Origin of the sequence: Exiguobacterium sp. s142, from assembly GCF_018618455.1 — a bacterium.
Taxonomy (GTDB): Bacteria; Bacillota; Bacilli; order Exiguobacteriales; family Exiguobacteriaceae; genus Exiguobacterium; species Exiguobacterium aurantiacum_A.
Genome location: NZ_JACSMB010000003.1, coordinates 110,930 through 125,823 on the forward strand (window position 1 = coordinate 110,930; position 14,894 = coordinate 125,823).

General features: G+C 53.9%; 17 protein-coding genes and 1 pseudogene. 9 read left to right on the top strand and 9 right to left on the bottom strand.

What is annotated here, in order from left to right; all coding sequences use genetic code 11:
• Window positions 1–7: 7 nt before the first annotated feature.
• A pseudogene (locus KNP77_RS04330) lies at window positions 8–890 on the top strand (ring-cleaving dioxygenase).
• A gap of 24 nt (window positions 891–914) precedes the next feature.
• On the opposite strand, the gene KNP77_RS04335 reads toward KNP77_RS04330, so the two are convergent.
• Window positions 915–1,355, bottom strand: coding sequence for an RrF2 family transcriptional regulator (locus tag KNP77_RS04335; protein WP_070328272.1), 441 nt, complete (start codon window positions 1,353–1,355; stop codon window positions 915–917).
• A gap of 190 nt (window positions 1,356–1,545) precedes the next feature.
• Here KNP77_RS04335 and KNP77_RS04340 point away from each other — a divergent pair, with 190 nt between their 5' ends.
• On the top strand, window positions 1,546–2,646 hold the full coding sequence (locus KNP77_RS04340; protein WP_214888815.1) for a globin domain-containing protein: 1,101 nt from the start codon (window positions 1,546–1,548) through the stop codon (window positions 2,644–2,646).
• 60 nt (window positions 2,647–2,706) lie between these two features.
• Here the strand turns inward: KNP77_RS04340 and KNP77_RS04345 are convergent, their stop codons facing one another.
• The 6 genes from KNP77_RS04345 to KNP77_RS04370 form a co-directional block, all read right to left on the bottom strand.
• Complete coding sequence (locus tag KNP77_RS04345) at window positions 2,707–3,258, bottom strand: hypothetical protein (RefSeq protein WP_214888818.1); 552 nt, start codon at window positions 3,256–3,258, stop codon at window positions 2,707–2,709.
• Between the two features lie 23 nt (window positions 3,259–3,281).
• Window positions 3,282–3,794 (bottom strand): hypothetical protein, encoded by a 513-nt coding sequence (locus KNP77_RS04350; RefSeq protein ID WP_214888820.1) that lies wholly within the window; start codon window positions 3,792–3,794, stop codon window positions 3,282–3,284.
• Between the two features lie 61 nt (window positions 3,795–3,855).
• Window positions 3,856–4,269 carry a DUF350 domain-containing protein gene (locus tag KNP77_RS04355; protein WP_016508299.1) on the bottom strand — a complete coding sequence of 138 codons (414 nt, stop codon included), beginning with the start codon at window positions 4,267–4,269 and terminating at the stop codon, window positions 3,856–3,858.
• A 3-nt stretch (window positions 4,270–4,272) separates the two neighbouring features.
• A complete protein-coding gene (locus KNP77_RS04360) occupies window positions 4,273–5,496 on the bottom strand; it encodes a glutathionylspermidine synthase family protein (RefSeq protein WP_131490265.1) in 1,224 nt (407 codons plus the stop codon).
• Window positions 5,493–5,858, bottom strand: a complete 366-nt coding sequence (locus tag KNP77_RS04365; protein ID WP_070328267.1) for a hypothetical protein — start codon at window positions 5,856–5,858, stop codon at window positions 5,493–5,495. Before KNP77_RS04365 ends, KNP77_RS04360 begins: the two co-directional genes overlap by 4 nt.
• Entirely contained in the window at window positions 5,855–6,313 is a 459-nt protein-coding gene (locus KNP77_RS04370; protein WP_016508356.1) for a hypothetical protein, read from the bottom strand. Before KNP77_RS04370 ends, KNP77_RS04365 begins: the two co-directional genes overlap by 4 nt.
• A 121-nt stretch (window positions 6,314–6,434) precedes the next feature.
• Here KNP77_RS04370 and KNP77_RS04375 point away from each other — a divergent pair, with 121 nt between their 5' ends.
• From KNP77_RS04375 to desA, 7 genes are all read left to right on the top strand, one after another.
• Window positions 6,435–7,448, top strand: coding sequence for a potassium channel family protein (locus tag KNP77_RS04375; protein ID WP_131507996.1), 1,014 nt, complete (start codon window positions 6,435–6,437; stop codon window positions 7,446–7,448).
• Entirely contained in the window at window positions 7,448–8,575 is a 1,128-nt protein-coding gene (locus tag KNP77_RS04380) for a YfbR-like 5'-deoxynucleotidase (RefSeq protein WP_214888823.1), read from the top strand. Before KNP77_RS04375 ends, KNP77_RS04380 begins: the two co-directional genes overlap by 1 nt.
• Before the next feature lie 116 nt (window positions 8,576–8,691).
• Window positions 8,692–9,024, top strand: a complete 333-nt coding sequence (locus KNP77_RS04385; protein ID WP_070328265.1) for a PadR family transcriptional regulator — start codon at window positions 8,692–8,694, stop codon at window positions 9,022–9,024.
• Window positions 9,021–9,548 carry a DUF2812 domain-containing protein gene (locus KNP77_RS04390; RefSeq protein ID WP_214888827.1) on the top strand — a complete coding sequence of 176 codons (528 nt, stop codon included), beginning with the start codon at window positions 9,021–9,023 and terminating at the stop codon, window positions 9,546–9,548. Before KNP77_RS04385 ends, KNP77_RS04390 begins: the two co-directional genes overlap by 4 nt.
• Before the next feature lie 174 nt (window positions 9,549–9,722).
• Window positions 9,723–11,264, top strand: coding sequence for an alpha-amylase (gene amyS, locus KNP77_RS04395; protein WP_483297949.1), 1,542 nt, complete (start codon window positions 9,723–9,725; stop codon window positions 11,262–11,264).
• 173 nt (window positions 11,265–11,437) lie between these two features.
• Window positions 11,438–11,593: a hypothetical protein gene (locus KNP77_RS04400; protein WP_214888833.1), complete on the top strand. Its 156-nt coding sequence runs from the start codon at window positions 11,438–11,440 to the stop codon at window positions 11,591–11,593.
• A 253-nt stretch (window positions 11,594–11,846) separates the two neighbouring features.
• Window positions 11,847–12,863 carry a Delta(5) desaturase DesA gene (desA, locus tag KNP77_RS04405; RefSeq protein WP_214888836.1) on the top strand — a complete coding sequence of 339 codons (1,017 nt, stop codon included), beginning with the start codon at window positions 11,847–11,849 and terminating at the stop codon, window positions 12,861–12,863.
• A 50-nt stretch (window positions 12,864–12,913) separates the two neighbouring features.
• On the opposite strand, the gene KNP77_RS04410 is transcribed toward desA, so the two are convergent.
• Together KNP77_RS04410 and lipA are read right to left on the bottom strand one after the other, a co-directional pair.
• Window positions 12,914–13,744: a lipoate--protein ligase family protein gene (locus KNP77_RS04410; protein ID WP_214888839.1), complete on the bottom strand. Its 831-nt coding sequence runs from the start codon at window positions 13,742–13,744 to the stop codon at window positions 12,914–12,916.
• A 17-nt stretch (window positions 13,745–13,761) separates the two neighbouring features.
• The gene (lipA, locus tag KNP77_RS04415; RefSeq protein ID WP_131464673.1) at window positions 13,762–14,679 is read right to left on the bottom strand and encodes a lipoyl synthase; all 918 of its coding nucleotides are present in this window, start codon (window positions 14,677–14,679) and stop codon (window positions 13,762–13,764) included.
• Window positions 14,680–14,894: the final 215 nt, after the last annotated feature.

Genomic DNA, 14,894 nt, shown 5'->3' on the forward strand with positions numbered 1-14,894 from the left:
GAGGTTGATGAAGGCGATTTTAGGACAGCATCATGTCTCGGCGATGACGGGGGATGCCAAGAAAAACTTACGATTCTACACGGAAGTTCTCGGGATGCGGCTCGTTAAAAAGACGGTCAACCAAGATGATCCGTCGATGTATCATTTATTTTATGCGGACGAGACGGGCGCGGCGGGGACGGATTTGACATTTTTTGAGCTGCCGTTTCTCGGGCAGACGTATCGAGGAAGCAGCAGCATCTCGCGGACGGCGCTCCGCGTGCCGGCAGGGGCGTTGCCGTACTGGCTTGAGCGGTTTGCTGCGTTCGGTGTGCTGCATGACGAAGTGACGGCCGTGCTCGGACGGCCGACGCTCTACTTCGAGGATGAAGAGGGGCAACGGCTCTGCTGACGCTGCCGTCTTCGGTCTCGGATTTAGCGAATGGACGGTTCGGCGACCGGAGAAGACGGAGCGGGTGTTGACGGACCTGCTCGGCTATCGCTTTTCGACCGAAATCGAACGGGACGGTCAAGTGGTGCGTGTCTTCGAGACGGGTGACGGAGGTGTGGGGACGGAGATTCATCTCGTCGGGCGTCCCGACCTACCGTCGGAACGGCCGGGACGGGGCAGCGTCCATCACGTCGCGATTCGCGTCGAGGACGATGCCGAGATGGGGCGTTGGGTCGAGCGACTCGATGCGTTCGGCATTAGTCATTCCGGACTGGTTGACCGCTACTATTTCAAATCGATTTACTTCCGCGAGCCGAGCGGCATCTTGGTCGAGCTCGCGACCGATGGACCGGGGTTTGCGACCGATGAGCCCGTCGAAACGCTCGGGGAACGCCTGGCGTTGCCGCCTTTCTTAGAGCCACGCCGAGCAGAGATTGAGAGAAAACTGAAGCCGATTTAACAACGAAACCCGACAGACTAGTTTTTAGTCCGTCGGGTTTTTTATGCCTAAAAGCATGGCCAGTTCATTCGTTCGGTTCGCCATCAGGTCGGCGATCGTGTAACGGTCGAGCACGTGCAGGAAAGCGAGCATCGCCTCGTTCAAGACGCTCCGAAGGTCACACGCCGGTGCGATGACACAGCGGCCTTCGCCGAAGCATTCGACGAGCTCGAGCGGCTCCATCGTCCGGACGACGTCACCGACGTTGATGTCTTCCATTGGGCGGGCGAGCCGGAAACCGCCGCCGCGACCTCGTACCGATTCAAGATAGCCGTGTTTCCCGAGCTCATAGACGACTTTCATGACGTGGTTCTTTGAGATTTGATATTGGTCAGCCACTTCTTGGATCGTCACGAGACGATGGGAGAACGTGGCGCTGTACATTAATGTTCGGAGTGCGTAGTCGCACGTTTGCGTGAGCCGCATGATCGTTCACCTCTTATTTGTCCATTGTACAAGACATTTCTTGAAAGCGCGATGTCCGGAGATGTGAAAAAAGCGTGGCGGAATCAAGGCTAAAAGTTGAACTTCGTTTTAAACAAGTATTTTATATATTGCTTTTACCGTGACGAAACTCACATAATGTATGTGTACTTTCAAAAAGGGGGAAATATTTATGTTAGATCAACAAACGATTGAAATTGTCAAAGCGACGGCACCGGTCTTGAAAGACCACGGTGTCGCCATCACGAGTCATTTCTATAAGCGCATGTTCGCAAACAATCCAGAAGTTCGTCAGTTCTTCAACCATACGAACCAACAACGCGGCCGCCAGCCAGAAGCGCTCGCCAACGCCGTCTACGCGGCCGCCGTCCATATCGACCGTCTCGAAGCGATCTTACCGGCGATCCAACCGGCGCTTCATAAACATCAAAGCTTGAACATCCGCCCGGAACATTATCCGATCGTCGGCGCTAACTTGCTCGGCGCAATTCAAGACGTTCTCGGTGAAGCGGCGACGCCTGAGATCATCGAAGCTTGGGCAAAAGCGTACGGTGTCATCGCCGACGTCTTTATCTCGCTCGAGAAACAAATGTACGCCGATGCACCATGGATCGGCTTCAAGCCGTTCACGGTCGCTGAAGTCATCGAAGACACGCCGGAAGTGAAACGGTTCCGTCTTGTCGCGAACGACGGTGTCGTCGGTGTGGCTATTCCGGGCCAGTACATCTCAGTCCAAGCCCGCATCGAGAGTGAAGATATTTTACATCACCGTCAATACAGCGTCGTCGAGACGACAGAAGACGGCTACTGGATTGCGCCGAAAGCGGAAGGGCTCGTCTCGAACTGGCTTCACGAGCAAACAGTCGGCACAGAGATTCCGATGAGCGCGCCAGCAGGCGAGTTCACGATGGAAGACACGGACCGTCCGCTCACGCTCGTCGCTGGCGGGATCGGTATCACACCGCTGTTCAATATGGCGAAGACAGCGCTCCGTCAAGGTCGCTCGGTCACACTGTTGCACGCCGTCCGCAGCACGAACCTCCGTCCGCTCGGTGAAGAGCTCGACGAACTCGTGAACGAGGGACTTCAGCTCATCACACACATCGACGAGGTGTCTGGCTGCATGAGCGCGACGCAGCTTACAGCACTCGATGTCGACGGTCATGACGTCTATACGTGTGGCCCGACCGCGATGATGGAGACGGTCGTCCAAACGATTCCACAAGCACGTTACGAGTTCTTCGGTCCATCGGCCGTGCTCGCCAAAGCATAAGAAAAGACGATTGCGAAAACAGTCGTCACATCACCGCGAACCGGTCATCGGTTTGCGGTTTTATAATTCTTCCGCGTGCATCACATTTCTGTCGCCGTCAAGCGTCTCAAGTGTCTCGAATCTACCCCGTTGTGATTCATCGAGCGTGATCAAGTAAGACATGACGTATCCTTCGTCTCGAGGGTCGTTCACGGTGTATGTCTCGCTCCAATCCGAACCGCTTAGTCGCACGTAAGCCACATCTTCCGGTTTTTCGTTGAAGCGAATACCGATGTATTCATCAGTCGTATTGCCAAAGTGAATCGAATCGAACGGTTTTTCTTCAATCGTGTCCCATGTCGACGCGCTGAAGCCTCCATCTGAATTCATGATACCGAGACCGAGAATCGTCTCGTCTGAGTTCGTGAAGAGCACAACGGTGGACCCCTCTAGTTTATGGTACTCATAAGCGTACCAGCCTTGAACCGTTAACTTTTCGTTCAGTTCTTGCTGCGCCCGTTCAGAGGCTTGCTTTCGTTGTTCCCCGTTATAATATTGGACACCGGCCGCAACTGAAATGGCGATGATGATGATCATACCTGTAAGGAATAACGCGAATCCACGTTTTGACATCTTGCCCCTCCTTGTTCAGTTTTTCATAAGTCGATGGAGTCAAGTACTTGCTCATTTTGATCTAACGTTTGAAGGATCCAGTCGGATGTTGGACGGTTTCGCAACTCGATGATGTGTGTGTCAGCATAGTCACTATCTTCGGTACGATTGAGGATGTGTTGTTCTTGTATACGATCTCCGATGATACGGAGATAGGCAACGTTCTGAGGTTGTTTGTTAAGGCGGATGCCTAAATAGTGATTGGACTCGTCACTCGAATAGATATAGTCAAACGGATCCACGTCGAGGGTCTCTATAGTTCCGTAACCGTAGCCGTCCACACTCATTTCAGCGAGGCCGAGCATGGTCCCATCTTTATTTGTGAAGAGGGCAAGTGTCGCGTCATCTGTTTTGTGATATTCGTATGCGTGAAAATCATTGTCTGCCAGGTAACGTTTCAATTGGTGTCTCTCATAAAAATAACTACCGATTCCTGAAAAAATGACGACAATCGCGATGCAAATCACTAAAGACCAAATTAGTTTTCGTTTGAACATCCAATTCTTCCTTTCTATATGAAACAGCCCATGTCGCTACCTGAGCGCATGGGCTGTTTGTTTAGTACGTCAAACTCGCGGCGACGATGATGCCGACGACGAGCGAGGCCGAGAACAGGCTGACACCGACGGCGAGGTTGCCGTTTTCGACTTCTTTCTCCAAGTTTACGCCAGGCGTGAGCACGTACTCAAACGTCCAAAAAGCGAGCACTTGGGCGAGGATCCCGACGAGTCCCCAGATGAAGGCGTCGAGCAGGTTGACGCTGTTCGCCCAAACTGTGTAGATGACGATGGCGAGGCCGAGCGCTTTGCCCCAAAGTTTGAGGGCGACGGCGACGTTGCCAGCTTTGATGAGTTTTCGTTCCGAATATTTTGTCGTCAGGGCGAACACGACGAGTCCTGCTAAAATAAGTCCGAACCCGGTACCGAGGTGAGCCAGGAAGCTCAAGATTGAATCGAGCGTGATAAATGTCATGTGTTAATCTCCTTCGTGAGTTGGTGTGCCGATGGCTAGGTAGTAGGACTGGTTGTTCGTGATCATGCTTCCGGCCCGGGCGCCGAGCGCCGACGGGTGGCCGTTCAGACAAAAGCAGCCGATCATGTAGTGCGTCGCAAGCGGACCGTTGACCGTGTTCGTCGTTCGTGTCGGCAGCTCGTTGAATTGTTGATATACCGCGGTCTCTTCGGCATATGTCTGCAGCACTTCTTTATGGAACGGGACGCCGTCTTCGGCATACAAAATGACCGAGTCGCCTTCACGTCCGAAGGCCGGTTTTTGCACGTAAGCGCTCTGGCCTAAAAATGGGTCCGCCTCGAGATAAGTCGGTAACAAGTGAGTCCGGATGACCTGGCGCTCCGCTTCGTCAAAATATGTATCCGTCTCATACAGTTCCCAAATGAGCGCTTGGACGCCTTTGGACTGCATGAGAAACGCGGACAACGGGTTGAGGAGCGACACGTGCTTCGCTTGGTTCAACTCGAGCAGCCGGATGCCGATCAAGTCGCCGTTCGGCGTCCGGTCGTCGACCAAGTGCTCGATCGGATACGTCTGGCGGTACAAGACGTCGACCCGTTCGCCCGACGGGGTATAGACGCCGTCCACGTCGACGAGCAACCGGTCGAGCGGGACGAATTCTGACGGCAAGTCGAGCGTCTCTTGGAGGAAGCGGGTCGTCCATTTGTCCTCGATGTTGTCGTCGTGTGACGTGAAGACGATTTTTGGTGTCCCGTCGCGATTTAATCGTTGCCACGCCGCGATGACGGCTTTACGGAGTTCGGTCTTCAGCTCGGCTGTCGCGTTCGCGTTCGGGTCGTTGAGTCCGAACGCGGTCGTAACATACCGGTTCACATCGAACAGTTCTTTGATGAACGTCGGCGTGTCGGCGTTGAACTCCATCAGTTTGATAACACCGTCTTTGACGATCCAGTCATAACGGCCGATGATCGTCTCTTGCGGGAGCGCTTTGTCACGCAAGAACGGCAAGCTCGCCTCCGGATAACCGAGCAGACGGAGCGTCTCGTCTGGGAGCGTCCGCAACAATCGATTGGCTTTCCGGAAGATGGCATCGACGGCGCGCGTCGCTTCCCGGATGCGGTCGACCTCGTCTTGCGTGTAGACGAGGCAATCGTAGAGTGCATATTCTTCGTCGTTCAAGTCGGGCCAAAAGTAAGGGATTTGGCCGAACAAGTCGTGCCGATTCATCCCCCGAAGCCGCCTTTTGAGCCGCTGCCGAGTCCTGAGTTTGACCCTGAGTTCGATCGGTTCGGCGTGATGCTGCTCGCGCCACCGTTCGAGCGGTAGTTTTTATAAGCGGACGAGTTTTTTAGCGAACTCTTTGAATTGAACAGACTGCCGAGTAAGAAGAAGCTCCCGAAGTGCGGGGACCGTCTGTCGTCGCAGTAATATGATTCCGTTTCATCGTCCCATTCCCAGTCGTCACACTCATAGCCGGTTGGCTCTTCCGGTAACGTCGCTTGTTGCGTTTCGTCCGTACCGCACGCCGCGAGTGACGCTGTCAAGACGGCGGCCGAGAGACCGCTTAAAATCTTCTTGCTTGTTTTCATGTTGTTTCCTCCAGTGTATAGCCAGTCGGGGTGACATAGATGACGTAGACGCCACGGTCCTCGTCCGTCTCGGCCGAGTCGCGCGCATATTCGTTTCCGGCGACGTATAAATACTCGCTGCCGAGCATGGCGAGCGCGTCAAGGTGGCGGTCGACGAAGTACGCTTCGAGCAGCGGGTTGTCGAACCGGTCGTCGAGCGTACGAATCTCGACTTTGATGTCGTCAGTTGCTTTCTTATCCACAGGTCCTTCCGTGTATCGGTCGACGTAAATCAAGAAATATTGATCGCCTTCGAGCGCGGACGAGCGTTGTTTGTACGTCATGCCGTCTTTGACGAAAAATTCGCATTCGCGTCTAGCAAGTACTTCATCAAGCCCGAGCGATGTATAATGGTAAAGTGGCTCGAACGAGATCTCATTTTTATAGAGTCGGTATTCTAAAACGATGGAGTCCATAGGTCAGTCCTTTCTTTTTTCTTTCTATACGGAACCGAACACAAACGGGTTTCGTAAATCAATTGAGTTGTCTCTAGTATATAGGAGAAAGGGAGTGATTTCAGTGCATATCTTTTTTCGAGTGTGGCGCGGGTTATCGAAATTATCGTTTCTGAACGTCGTGTTGGCATCACTCGTCATTATTTTGACCGGTACCGTCCTCGGTTACTGGCTCGAGCCGGAGACGTTCCCGTCGATGTTCGATTCGTTCTGGTGGACGATGACGACGCTGACGACGGTCGGTTACGGTGATTTCTTCCCGTCAACGGTTGCCGGGCGTTGGCTCGGCATTTTCCTGTTCCTGTTCGGGATCGGGATTATCGGGGCTTTGATCGGAAAACTCGTTGAGGTCGGTGCGACGTTTCAACGTTTAAAACGGGAGGGAAAGCTAGTGTATCGAGGAGAAGGGCATTACGTCTATATCGGTTGGTCGCCGAAGACGAAGAAAGCGATCGACGAGGTGCTCAGCTATGAGCCGAAGGCGGAGATCGTGTTGATCGACCAATTGAAAGAAGAACCGTACGATCATGACAACGTCCATTTTGTCCACGGTGACCCGTCCGATGAGGCAGTGCTCCTGCAGGCGAACATTTTGAAAGCGCGCCGGGTCGCCATCTTCGCGGATGCGCAGATCAGCGAGACGTTACTCGCCGACGGGAAATCGCTATTGATCGCGTCAGCCGTCGAGGCGCTGTCGTCGGAACGAAATGTTGACCTACATACGGTCGTCGAAGTATGCGAAGAGCGGAACATCTCAAAGTTCAAACACGTGCGCATCGACGACTTTATATTGGCGAACGATTCGGTGTCGCTCCTCATGGCGAAAGCGACGTTACAGCCGGGCACGACATCGATTTTCCGGCAACTGCTCAGCAAGCAGTCCGGTGGTAACATTCAAGCGCTCGCGCCGAGACCCGAGTGGGCGACGGTCCGGGACGCTGTCGAAAACTTGTTGCGCCAGGGCGTCACCTTGATTGCCGTCAACGACCGTCTCGATTTCGCGACGGCGCTCGACACAACGCTTGAGCCGAACGACACGCTCTACATCGTCTGTCATGACGATGCGTGGGAACGTTTAAAGCAAGGAGGAATTTGATGCATAACGGAACGTTTATCCGCAAGATGACACGTATGCAAAACGTGCAGCGGTGGGATGAATACGCGCCGCACTATCACGACAACGCCGCGAGCCATAGTTTCCGCGTCGCCGTGTTCAGTTTGATCGCGGCCTATTATGAAGAGAATCAAGGGCGTGACGTCAAGTTGCTCGATGTGCTCGGCAAGGCGTTGTTCCATGATATGAACGAGGTGCAGACCGGCCCGATCATGCACCGGACGAAAAAAGAGCCGACGCTCAAAGAACATATCGAACGGATGGAGCGGACGGCGAGCCTCGGGTTGGTCGACTTGTTGTCACAGTCGCTCCGGCCGCACTTTTATCGTTTTCTCGTCGAGGCGGAGGACGATTCGTTCGAAGGACGGATTGTCGACGGAATCGATTCGTTCGATGCGATGCTGTTCGTGCGGCGTGAAGTCGCACACGGATCGCCACACTTCGTCGAGAAGCTCAAAGAGATGAAAGCGATGCTCCGCAACCATCCGCTCGAGTCAGTCCGCTGGCTCTATGAGCAAGTCGAAACAGAGACGGACGTCGCAACGTTCATCGAGAACGTCATGCGGATGGATAGCGTCCGGCGCTGGAAAGGCCGTTTCAACACGATTGACGACAACGACGCCATCCACGGTTTCCGGGCGGCGGCGCTCGGTCTGTTCAGCGGCTTGCTCGAGCGTGAGAAGTACGGGGTCGAGGTCGACGTCGCCGAACTGACGGCGCGCTTGCTCTGTCACGACCTCGTCGAAGGCGTGACCGGGGACGTGCTCGGTCCGGTGAAGCACTCGACGGCCGAGACCGGTGCTGCGTTCGAGGCGTATGAACGGGCCGAGAGCGAGGCGTTATTGTCACTCCTCCCAAAATACATGCAACCAGCGTTCCGGCGCTATATGGCCGATTCGAAAGATGCGACGTACGAAGGGTCGCTCGTCGATATGATGGACAAGCTCGACGCGTTGATCAAGATGAACATGGAGCGGAAGATGAACGGGGCCGAGTACGAAGTCACGTACCGGGAACAACTCCGAAAAGTCCAGTCGCGCTATGAGAATCCGAGTATGATTTTCTTCCTCGCCTACATTTTGCACGATCTCGATTATGTCACGAGTTAAACGAGTCGCAGACGACCTGTCTGCGGCTTTTTTTATATCATTCATTGACATATATCATTCAACGATATATATTAGGAGTAAGAAGTATATCGATGAATGATATAGGAGGCGAGACGATGCCACGGAACGATACGATCGGGCTCGGGGAGTTGACCGACAGCACATTTTACATCTTGCTCGCGCTGACCGAGCCAAGACACGGGTATTTGATCATGCAGTTCGTCGAAGAGTTGACGAACGGGCGGATGCAGATCGGTCCGGCGTCGATGTACACGATCATCAAAAAACTCGTGAACGCGTCGCTGATCGAACCGCTCGACGGGGACGGCAAGAAGAAGAGTTACATCATCACGGACATCGGGCGCGCATTGTTACACGAAGACGTGAAACGGCGCCAAGCGATGGTCGACGACGCACGTTTCATTTTGGAAGGGGAGGGCCACAGATGAACCGAAAATATATGGCGAGTTGGGGCCTCGCGTTCGCTGAAGAGCGTGAGATGGAGAAGTTGGGACGAATGGCCGCGCAGGGCTGGCATTTAGAGAAGTTCGCACCGCTCGGCTATACGCTCGTCGAAGGGGAACCGGCGGACGTCCAGTATAGTCTCGATTATCGTAAACGACCGGACGAGGATTATTTCGAGCTGTTCCGCGCGAGCGGCTGGGAACACGTCACATCGAGCGGGGACGAGATTCACGTGTTCAAAGGTAGTCCGGACGCGCGCCCGATTTACTCGGATCGTGAGACGACACACGAGAAATACGCTCAAGTCGAAGGGCAGATGGGGAAAGTAGCGTTGGTACTGCTCATCATATGGGTCGGGCTGTTTATATTGCTTGAACTGGATTGGTCGGGACTCGTCGAGACGGGATTGATCATGGTCCAGTTGCTCGTCACGATCGGACTTGTCTTCACAGGTCTCCCGTATTTAGGCTATCTCGTGAAGCGAAAACGGCTCGATCGCAAAGGATGACTAGGCGGATGGCACAAGCCATCCGTTTTTGTTTTGGACGACTGAACTATTCAAGAAAAAAATAGTTAGGTGCAGAGAACTGTTTTTCGGAAATCCTCTGTTAAACTAAAACGGAATCGTTCATGATAAATAATGAAAACGCTTGCATTTAATTCGATAGGAGGAAAACGCATGATGAAGAGACGACAAGGGTTTGCGGTCATCGCTGGCGTCACGGCGATTGCGCTGCTTGCTGGGCAACCGGTCGCGCAAGCAGCGACGCCGCAAAACGGCACGATGATGCAGTATTTTGAATGGTACGTCCCGAACGACGGCCTGCATTGGAATCGGTTATCGAACGACTCGCAGAACCTGAAAGATATCGGTGTGACGACGGTGTGGATCCCGCCGGCGTATAAAGGGACGTCGCAAAACGATGTCGGTTACGGGGCGTACGACTTGTATGACCTCGGTGAGTTCAACCAGAAAGGGACCGTCCGGACGAAGTACGGTACGAAAGCGCAGCTCCAATCGGCGATCTCGAACTTGCGTGGTAAAGGTATCGGTGTCTACGGCGATGTCGTCATGAACCATAAGGGCGGCGCCGACTACACCGAGTCCGTCCAAGCGATCGAGGTCAACCCGTCGAACCGGAACCAAGAGACGTCAGGGGAATACGGCATCTCGGCCTGGACCGGCTTCAACTTCGCGGGCCGCAACAATACATACTCGCCGTTCAAGTGGCGCTGGTATCACTTTGACGGGACCGACTGGGATCAGTCACGCAGCTTGAGCCGGATCTACAAGTTCAAGAGTACGGGCAAGGCGTGGGACACGGACGTCTCGAACGAAAACGGCAACTACGACTATCTCATGTATGCCGACGTCGACTTCGAGCATCCGGAAGTCCGTCAAGAGATGAAGAACTGGGGCAAATGGTACGCCGACTCGCTCGGGCTCGACGGGTTCCGCTTGGACGCGGTCAAACATATTAGTCACGCGTACTTGCGTGAATGGGTGACGAGCGTCCGGCAGACGACCGGCAAACAGATGTTCACCGTCGCCGAGTATTGGAAGAACGACCTCGGCGCCATCAACGACTACCTCGCGAAGACCGGTTACACGCATTCGGTGTTCGATGTGCCGCTGCACTATAACTTCCAGGCGGCCGGCAACGGCGGCGGCTTCTATGACATGCGCAACATCTTGAAAGGCACCGTCACGGAGCAGCATCCGACGCTCGCCGTGACGATCGTTGACAACCATGACTCACAACCTGGGCAGTCGCTCGAGTCGACGGTCGCCAACTGGTTCAAACCGCTCGCCTACGCGACGATCATGACGCGCAGCCAAGGTTATCCGACACTCTTCTACGGAGACTACTACGGGACGAAAGGGACGACGAACCGGGAGATCCCGAACATGTCGGCGTCGCTCCGACCGATCATGAAAGCACGTAAAGACTTCGCCTACGGGACACAGCACGACTATCTCAACCATCAAGACGTCATCGGTTGGACACGTGAAGGCGTGAGTGACCGTGCCAAGTCGGGTCTCGCGACGATTCTGTCTGACGGACCGGGCGGCTCGAAATGGATGTACGTCGGCAAGCAGAACGCCGGTGAAGTGTGGAAAGATATGACGAACAACAACACCCGTCTCGTCACGATTAATAGCGACGGCTGGGGTCAGTTCTTCGTCAACGGGGGTTCGGTGTCGATTTACACCCAACAATAATGACTTCGAACAGAGGGACACCATCCATATCGGATGATGTCCCTCTATTTCACGTTTGTAGCAGACGTTGCACGAGCTTCGTATTCCACATCCCGCGGGGCAAGGGTAACAAACGAAAGTTCGCCATTTCTTCAGGTTCGTCGGCCCCTTGTGCGGGTATCGGATGATAAAGGATGATGATCACGACACCGACCGCCATGGAGGGGAACAACGAACACCACGACGTCTTCCACAAGCTGACGAGACGCATCGTTGACGAGAACCAAGTCATTACCGTGGAGACGCTGAAGTTGATTCAGGACGCCGGATGGGGCGAGCTTGGTCCATAACCGTTGCTAACAAGAGCGCGGTCTTCCCAAGCAGCGCCGACTTCAGGTTGCGCTTCAAATAAGTGGTGAGTAGTTCACAAGCGTATACTTTTCTGGTGTAATACATGGTATAATTACCTGGTATTAGTTTAGGTGGGGAAAATAATCATATGGATACTATGAATTCACCTTCACGCACGTCGGTTGTCGGTTTCATTTCATATCATCAATTTAGAAGCGTCGTGAACGCTGTCGAATTCAAGGAGGCTCACATATGAGTAAAGAAAAGATTGCCCAGCTACGTAAACACGTCTCGCCCTTTGAAAAGGCAGACGTCAAAGTCAGTGTCCGGCAGATGATCAACACGATCCTGCCGTTCCTCGTCGCCTGGTTCCTTGCGTACCAAGCGCTCGAAGTGTCGGTGTGGCTCACGATCCCGCTCGCGATCATCGCAGCCGGGTTCGTCGTCCGCATGTTTATCATCTTCCATGATTGTACGCACGGTTCGTTCTTCAAAAACAAGAAAGCGAACGCCGTCGTCGGCACGATCATGGGTGTGTTGACGCTGTTCCCGTACGAGAAGTGGAAGCGGGAGCATTCGATCCACCACGCGTCGAGCGGTAACCTCGATAAGCGCGGTGTCGGTGACATTTGGGTCATGACGATCGAGGAATATGTCGAGGCCTCGAAATGGACGCGTCTTCAGTACCGCCTCTATCGCAACCCGCTCGTCATGTTCGGTATCGGACCGTTGTTCTTGATTCTCGTCACGAGCCGGTTTAACCGCAAGGACGCTCGGAAAAAAGAGCGGATGAACACGCATGTCATCAACCTCTCGCTCGTCGTACTGTACAGTCTGATGATTTATTTGGTCGGCTGGCAGGCGTTCTTGATCATTCAAGGGACGACGATGTTCACGGCCGGTGTCCTCGGGATTTGGCTGTTTTATGTCCAACATACGTTCGAAGACTCGTATTTTGAAGATGAGAGCGAATGGGATTACGTCAAAGCGGCGATCGAAGGCAGTTCGTATTATGAGTTGCCGAAAGTGTTGCAGTGGGTGACAGGCAATATCGGCTTCCACCACGTCCACCACTTGAGCCCGCGCGTGCCGAACTATAACCTCGAAAAAGCGCATACGGCGACGCCGCCGCTACAAAAAGCGACGACGATCGGATTGTTCTCTAGTTTAAAATCGCTTCGTTACAAATTGTACGATGCGAAAAATATGACGTTCGTCACATTCCGCGACATTAAGCATCTGTTGTGCGACCCGAAGACGACTTTATAAAAAATGTCCCGCTGAAGCGCTTCAGCAGGACATTTTTCGGTTCATGCATCTCAGCGTTTCCAGACCCAGTCGTCACTCTCATACTTTTCAACTAAGCGAGCAATCTCATCTTGCTGTTCTGACGTGAACACGAGCGGCTCGAACGTCAGTTGAAACGCGTCGCGGAACCCGTCCTCGAACGCCATGGCGACTTCGTCGAACGTCACGAAGCGGCCGAGCGTCTCGTTCAAGGCGACCGCTTTGCTGCTGAACCGTGCTTTCGCGTATACTTTCTCGTCTGCTTCCATATTGAAGCAGTCGAACAGGACATCATCGTCGATCGATAGTGGGATCGACCCGTGCTGCAAGACCGCTCCTTGGTGCCGGACTTGAGCACTACCCGCCACTTTACGGCCGTCGACGGCGAGTTCGTAGTAAGAAGCGGCGTCGAAACAGACGGCCGACTTCGGTTTCCGCAATACTTCGCGGTCTTTTTCGGTCAACGGTACCGAGAATTCGGCCGGGACACCGAGCGCTTGGTAGCCGCGCCGGACGCCTTCGGTCAACAGGCGATAGCTCTCGATGACGTTCGTCGGGAGTGTCGGCGTCGTTTCGGGCAAGATGACGCTGTACGTCAATTCGTCGGCGTGTAAGACGGCCCGGCCCCCGGTCAAGCGGCGGACGACGGGGATGCCGTTCGCTGCGAGTGCCTCACGGTCAAGGTCACGCGTCGCCCGTTGGAAACGCCCGACGCTAATTGCGTGTGGGGCCCATGAATAGAAGCGGAGCGTCGGCTTCAGCTCGCCGCGGGCGACCCAGCCTGAGACCGCTTCATCGATCGCCATGTTTTCAGCCGGGGCGAGTGATTGTGTCGTTAAAATGTGCCATGTTGTATCAGTCATCGTGTCTCTTCTTTCTCTCAATCGATTGGCAACATCGTATGGCGACGTGCCTTATGGACTTGTTCGTCGGCGTGATATGACGAGCGGACGAGCGGACCGGCCTCGCAATGTGAGAAGCCTTTTGACAAGGCGATTTCTTTCAACTCGGCAAACTCGTCCGGGTGGTAGTAGCGCTCGACGTCGAGGTGTTTCTTTGTCGGCTGTAAATATTGACCGAGCGTCAAAATATCGACGTCATGGGCCCGGAGGTCGTCCATCGCTTGAATCAATTCTTCTCTTGTCTCGCCAAGACCGAGCATGATCGACGACTTCGTCGGGATGTCCGGATTCAATTCTTTGGAACGTTTTAGGAATTCAAGGGTGCGGTCGTACGTCGCTTTGGCCCGGACTCGCGGCGTCAAGCGGCGCACCGTCTCCAAGTTATGGTTCATGATGTCCGGCCCCGCGTCAATCAACGTCTGGAGTGCCGAGAAGTTGCCCATCATGTCGGACGGCAATACTTCGATCGACGTTTCCGGGTTCATCGCGCGTATGGCGCGGACCGTCTCGGCGAACACGGTCGCCCCGTAATCGTTCAAGTCGTCGCGGGCGACGGCGGTGATGACGACGTGTTTCAAGTTCATGAGCCGAACCGACTCGGCGACGCGTTTCGGCTCTTCCCAGTCGAGTTCGTTCGGTTTCCCGGTCGTGACCGCGCAGAAGCGGCACGCCCGTGTACAGATGCTTCCGAGAATCATGAACGTCGCCGTGCGGCGGACGGCCCAACACTCATGGATGTTCGGGCATTTCGCCTCCTCGCACACTGTGTTCAAATTCTTCTCCCGCATCATCTTTTTAAGGCCGGTATACGTCTCGTTCGTATTCAATTTGATTTTCAGCCACTCTGGTTTTCGTTTCAGTTCCCCTCTTGCCACTTCGGATTCCCCCTTTATCATGTCAACCCCTAACGAAATGAGTTTACCAAAAAACAAATGAAAATCGAACCACTCAAATTATTGGCTTTGCCAATACAGGTGGAACGTGTTCCAAGACAGGTCAAATGTTTCAAAATGGTTACGCTTTCATCAAAGTCATTGTTTCCCATTTTTTGAATTGCTATACTGACGTTGACCACCTGAATAATGACCATATGTAACTGATTCGATCAGGC

What these genes read in the sequence shown, in the direction of transcription:
- KNP77_RS04380 (WP_214888823.1), top strand. Translation starts at nt 7,448, where the DNA reads ATGCATAACGGAACGTTTATCCGCAAGATGACACGTATGCAAAACGTG.
- KNP77_RS04365 (WP_070328267.1), bottom strand. Translation starts at nt 5,858, where the DNA reads ATGAAAACAAGCAAGAAGATTTTAAGCGGTCTCTCGGCCGCCGTCTTG.
- KNP77_RS04340 (WP_214888815.1), top strand. Translation starts at nt 1,546, where the DNA reads ATGTTAGATCAACAAACGATTGAAATTGTCAAAGCGACGGCACCGGTC.
- KNP77_RS04390 (WP_214888827.1), top strand. Translation starts at nt 9,021, where the DNA reads ATGAACCGAAAATATATGGCGAGTTGGGGCCTCGCGTTCGCTGAAGAG.
- KNP77_RS04360 (WP_131490265.1), bottom strand. Translation starts at nt 5,496, where the DNA reads ATGAATCGGCACGACTTGTTCGGCCAAATCCCTTACTTTTGGCCCGAC.
- desA (WP_214888836.1), top strand. Translation starts at nt 11,847, where the DNA reads ATGAGTAAAGAAAAGATTGCCCAGCTACGTAAACACGTCTCGCCCTTT.
- amyS (WP_483297949.1), top strand. Translation starts at nt 9,723, where the DNA reads ATGAAGAGACGACAAGGGTTTGCGGTCATCGCTGGCGTCACGGCGATT.
- KNP77_RS04335 (WP_070328272.1), bottom strand. Translation starts at nt 1,355, where the DNA reads ATGCGGCTCACGCAAACGTGCGACTACGCACTCCGAACATTAATGTAC.
- KNP77_RS04410 (WP_214888839.1), bottom strand. Translation starts at nt 13,744, where the DNA reads ATGACTGATACAACATGGCACATTTTAACGACACAATCACTCGCCCCG.
- KNP77_RS04370 (WP_016508356.1), bottom strand. Translation starts at nt 6,313, where the DNA reads ATGGACTCCATCGTTTTAGAATACCGACTCTATAAAAATGAGATCTCG.
- KNP77_RS04385 (WP_070328265.1), top strand. Translation starts at nt 8,692, where the DNA reads ATGCCACGGAACGATACGATCGGGCTCGGGGAGTTGACCGACAGCACA.
- KNP77_RS04350 (WP_214888820.1), bottom strand. Translation starts at nt 3,794, where the DNA reads ATGTTCAAACGAAAACTAATTTGGTCTTTAGTGATTTGCATCGCGATT.
- KNP77_RS04345 (WP_214888818.1), bottom strand. Translation starts at nt 3,258, where the DNA reads ATGTCAAAACGTGGATTCGCGTTATTCCTTACAGGTATGATCATCATC.
- KNP77_RS04355 (WP_016508299.1), bottom strand. Translation starts at nt 4,269, where the DNA reads ATGACATTTATCACGCTCGATTCAATCTTGAGCTTCCTGGCTCACCTC.
- lipA (WP_131464673.1), bottom strand. Translation starts at nt 14,679, where the DNA reads ATGATAAAGGGGGAATCCGAAGTGGCAAGAGGGGAACTGAAACGAAAA.
- KNP77_RS04400 (WP_214888833.1), top strand. Translation starts at nt 11,438, where the DNA reads ATGATGATCACGACACCGACCGCCATGGAGGGGAACAACGAACACCAC.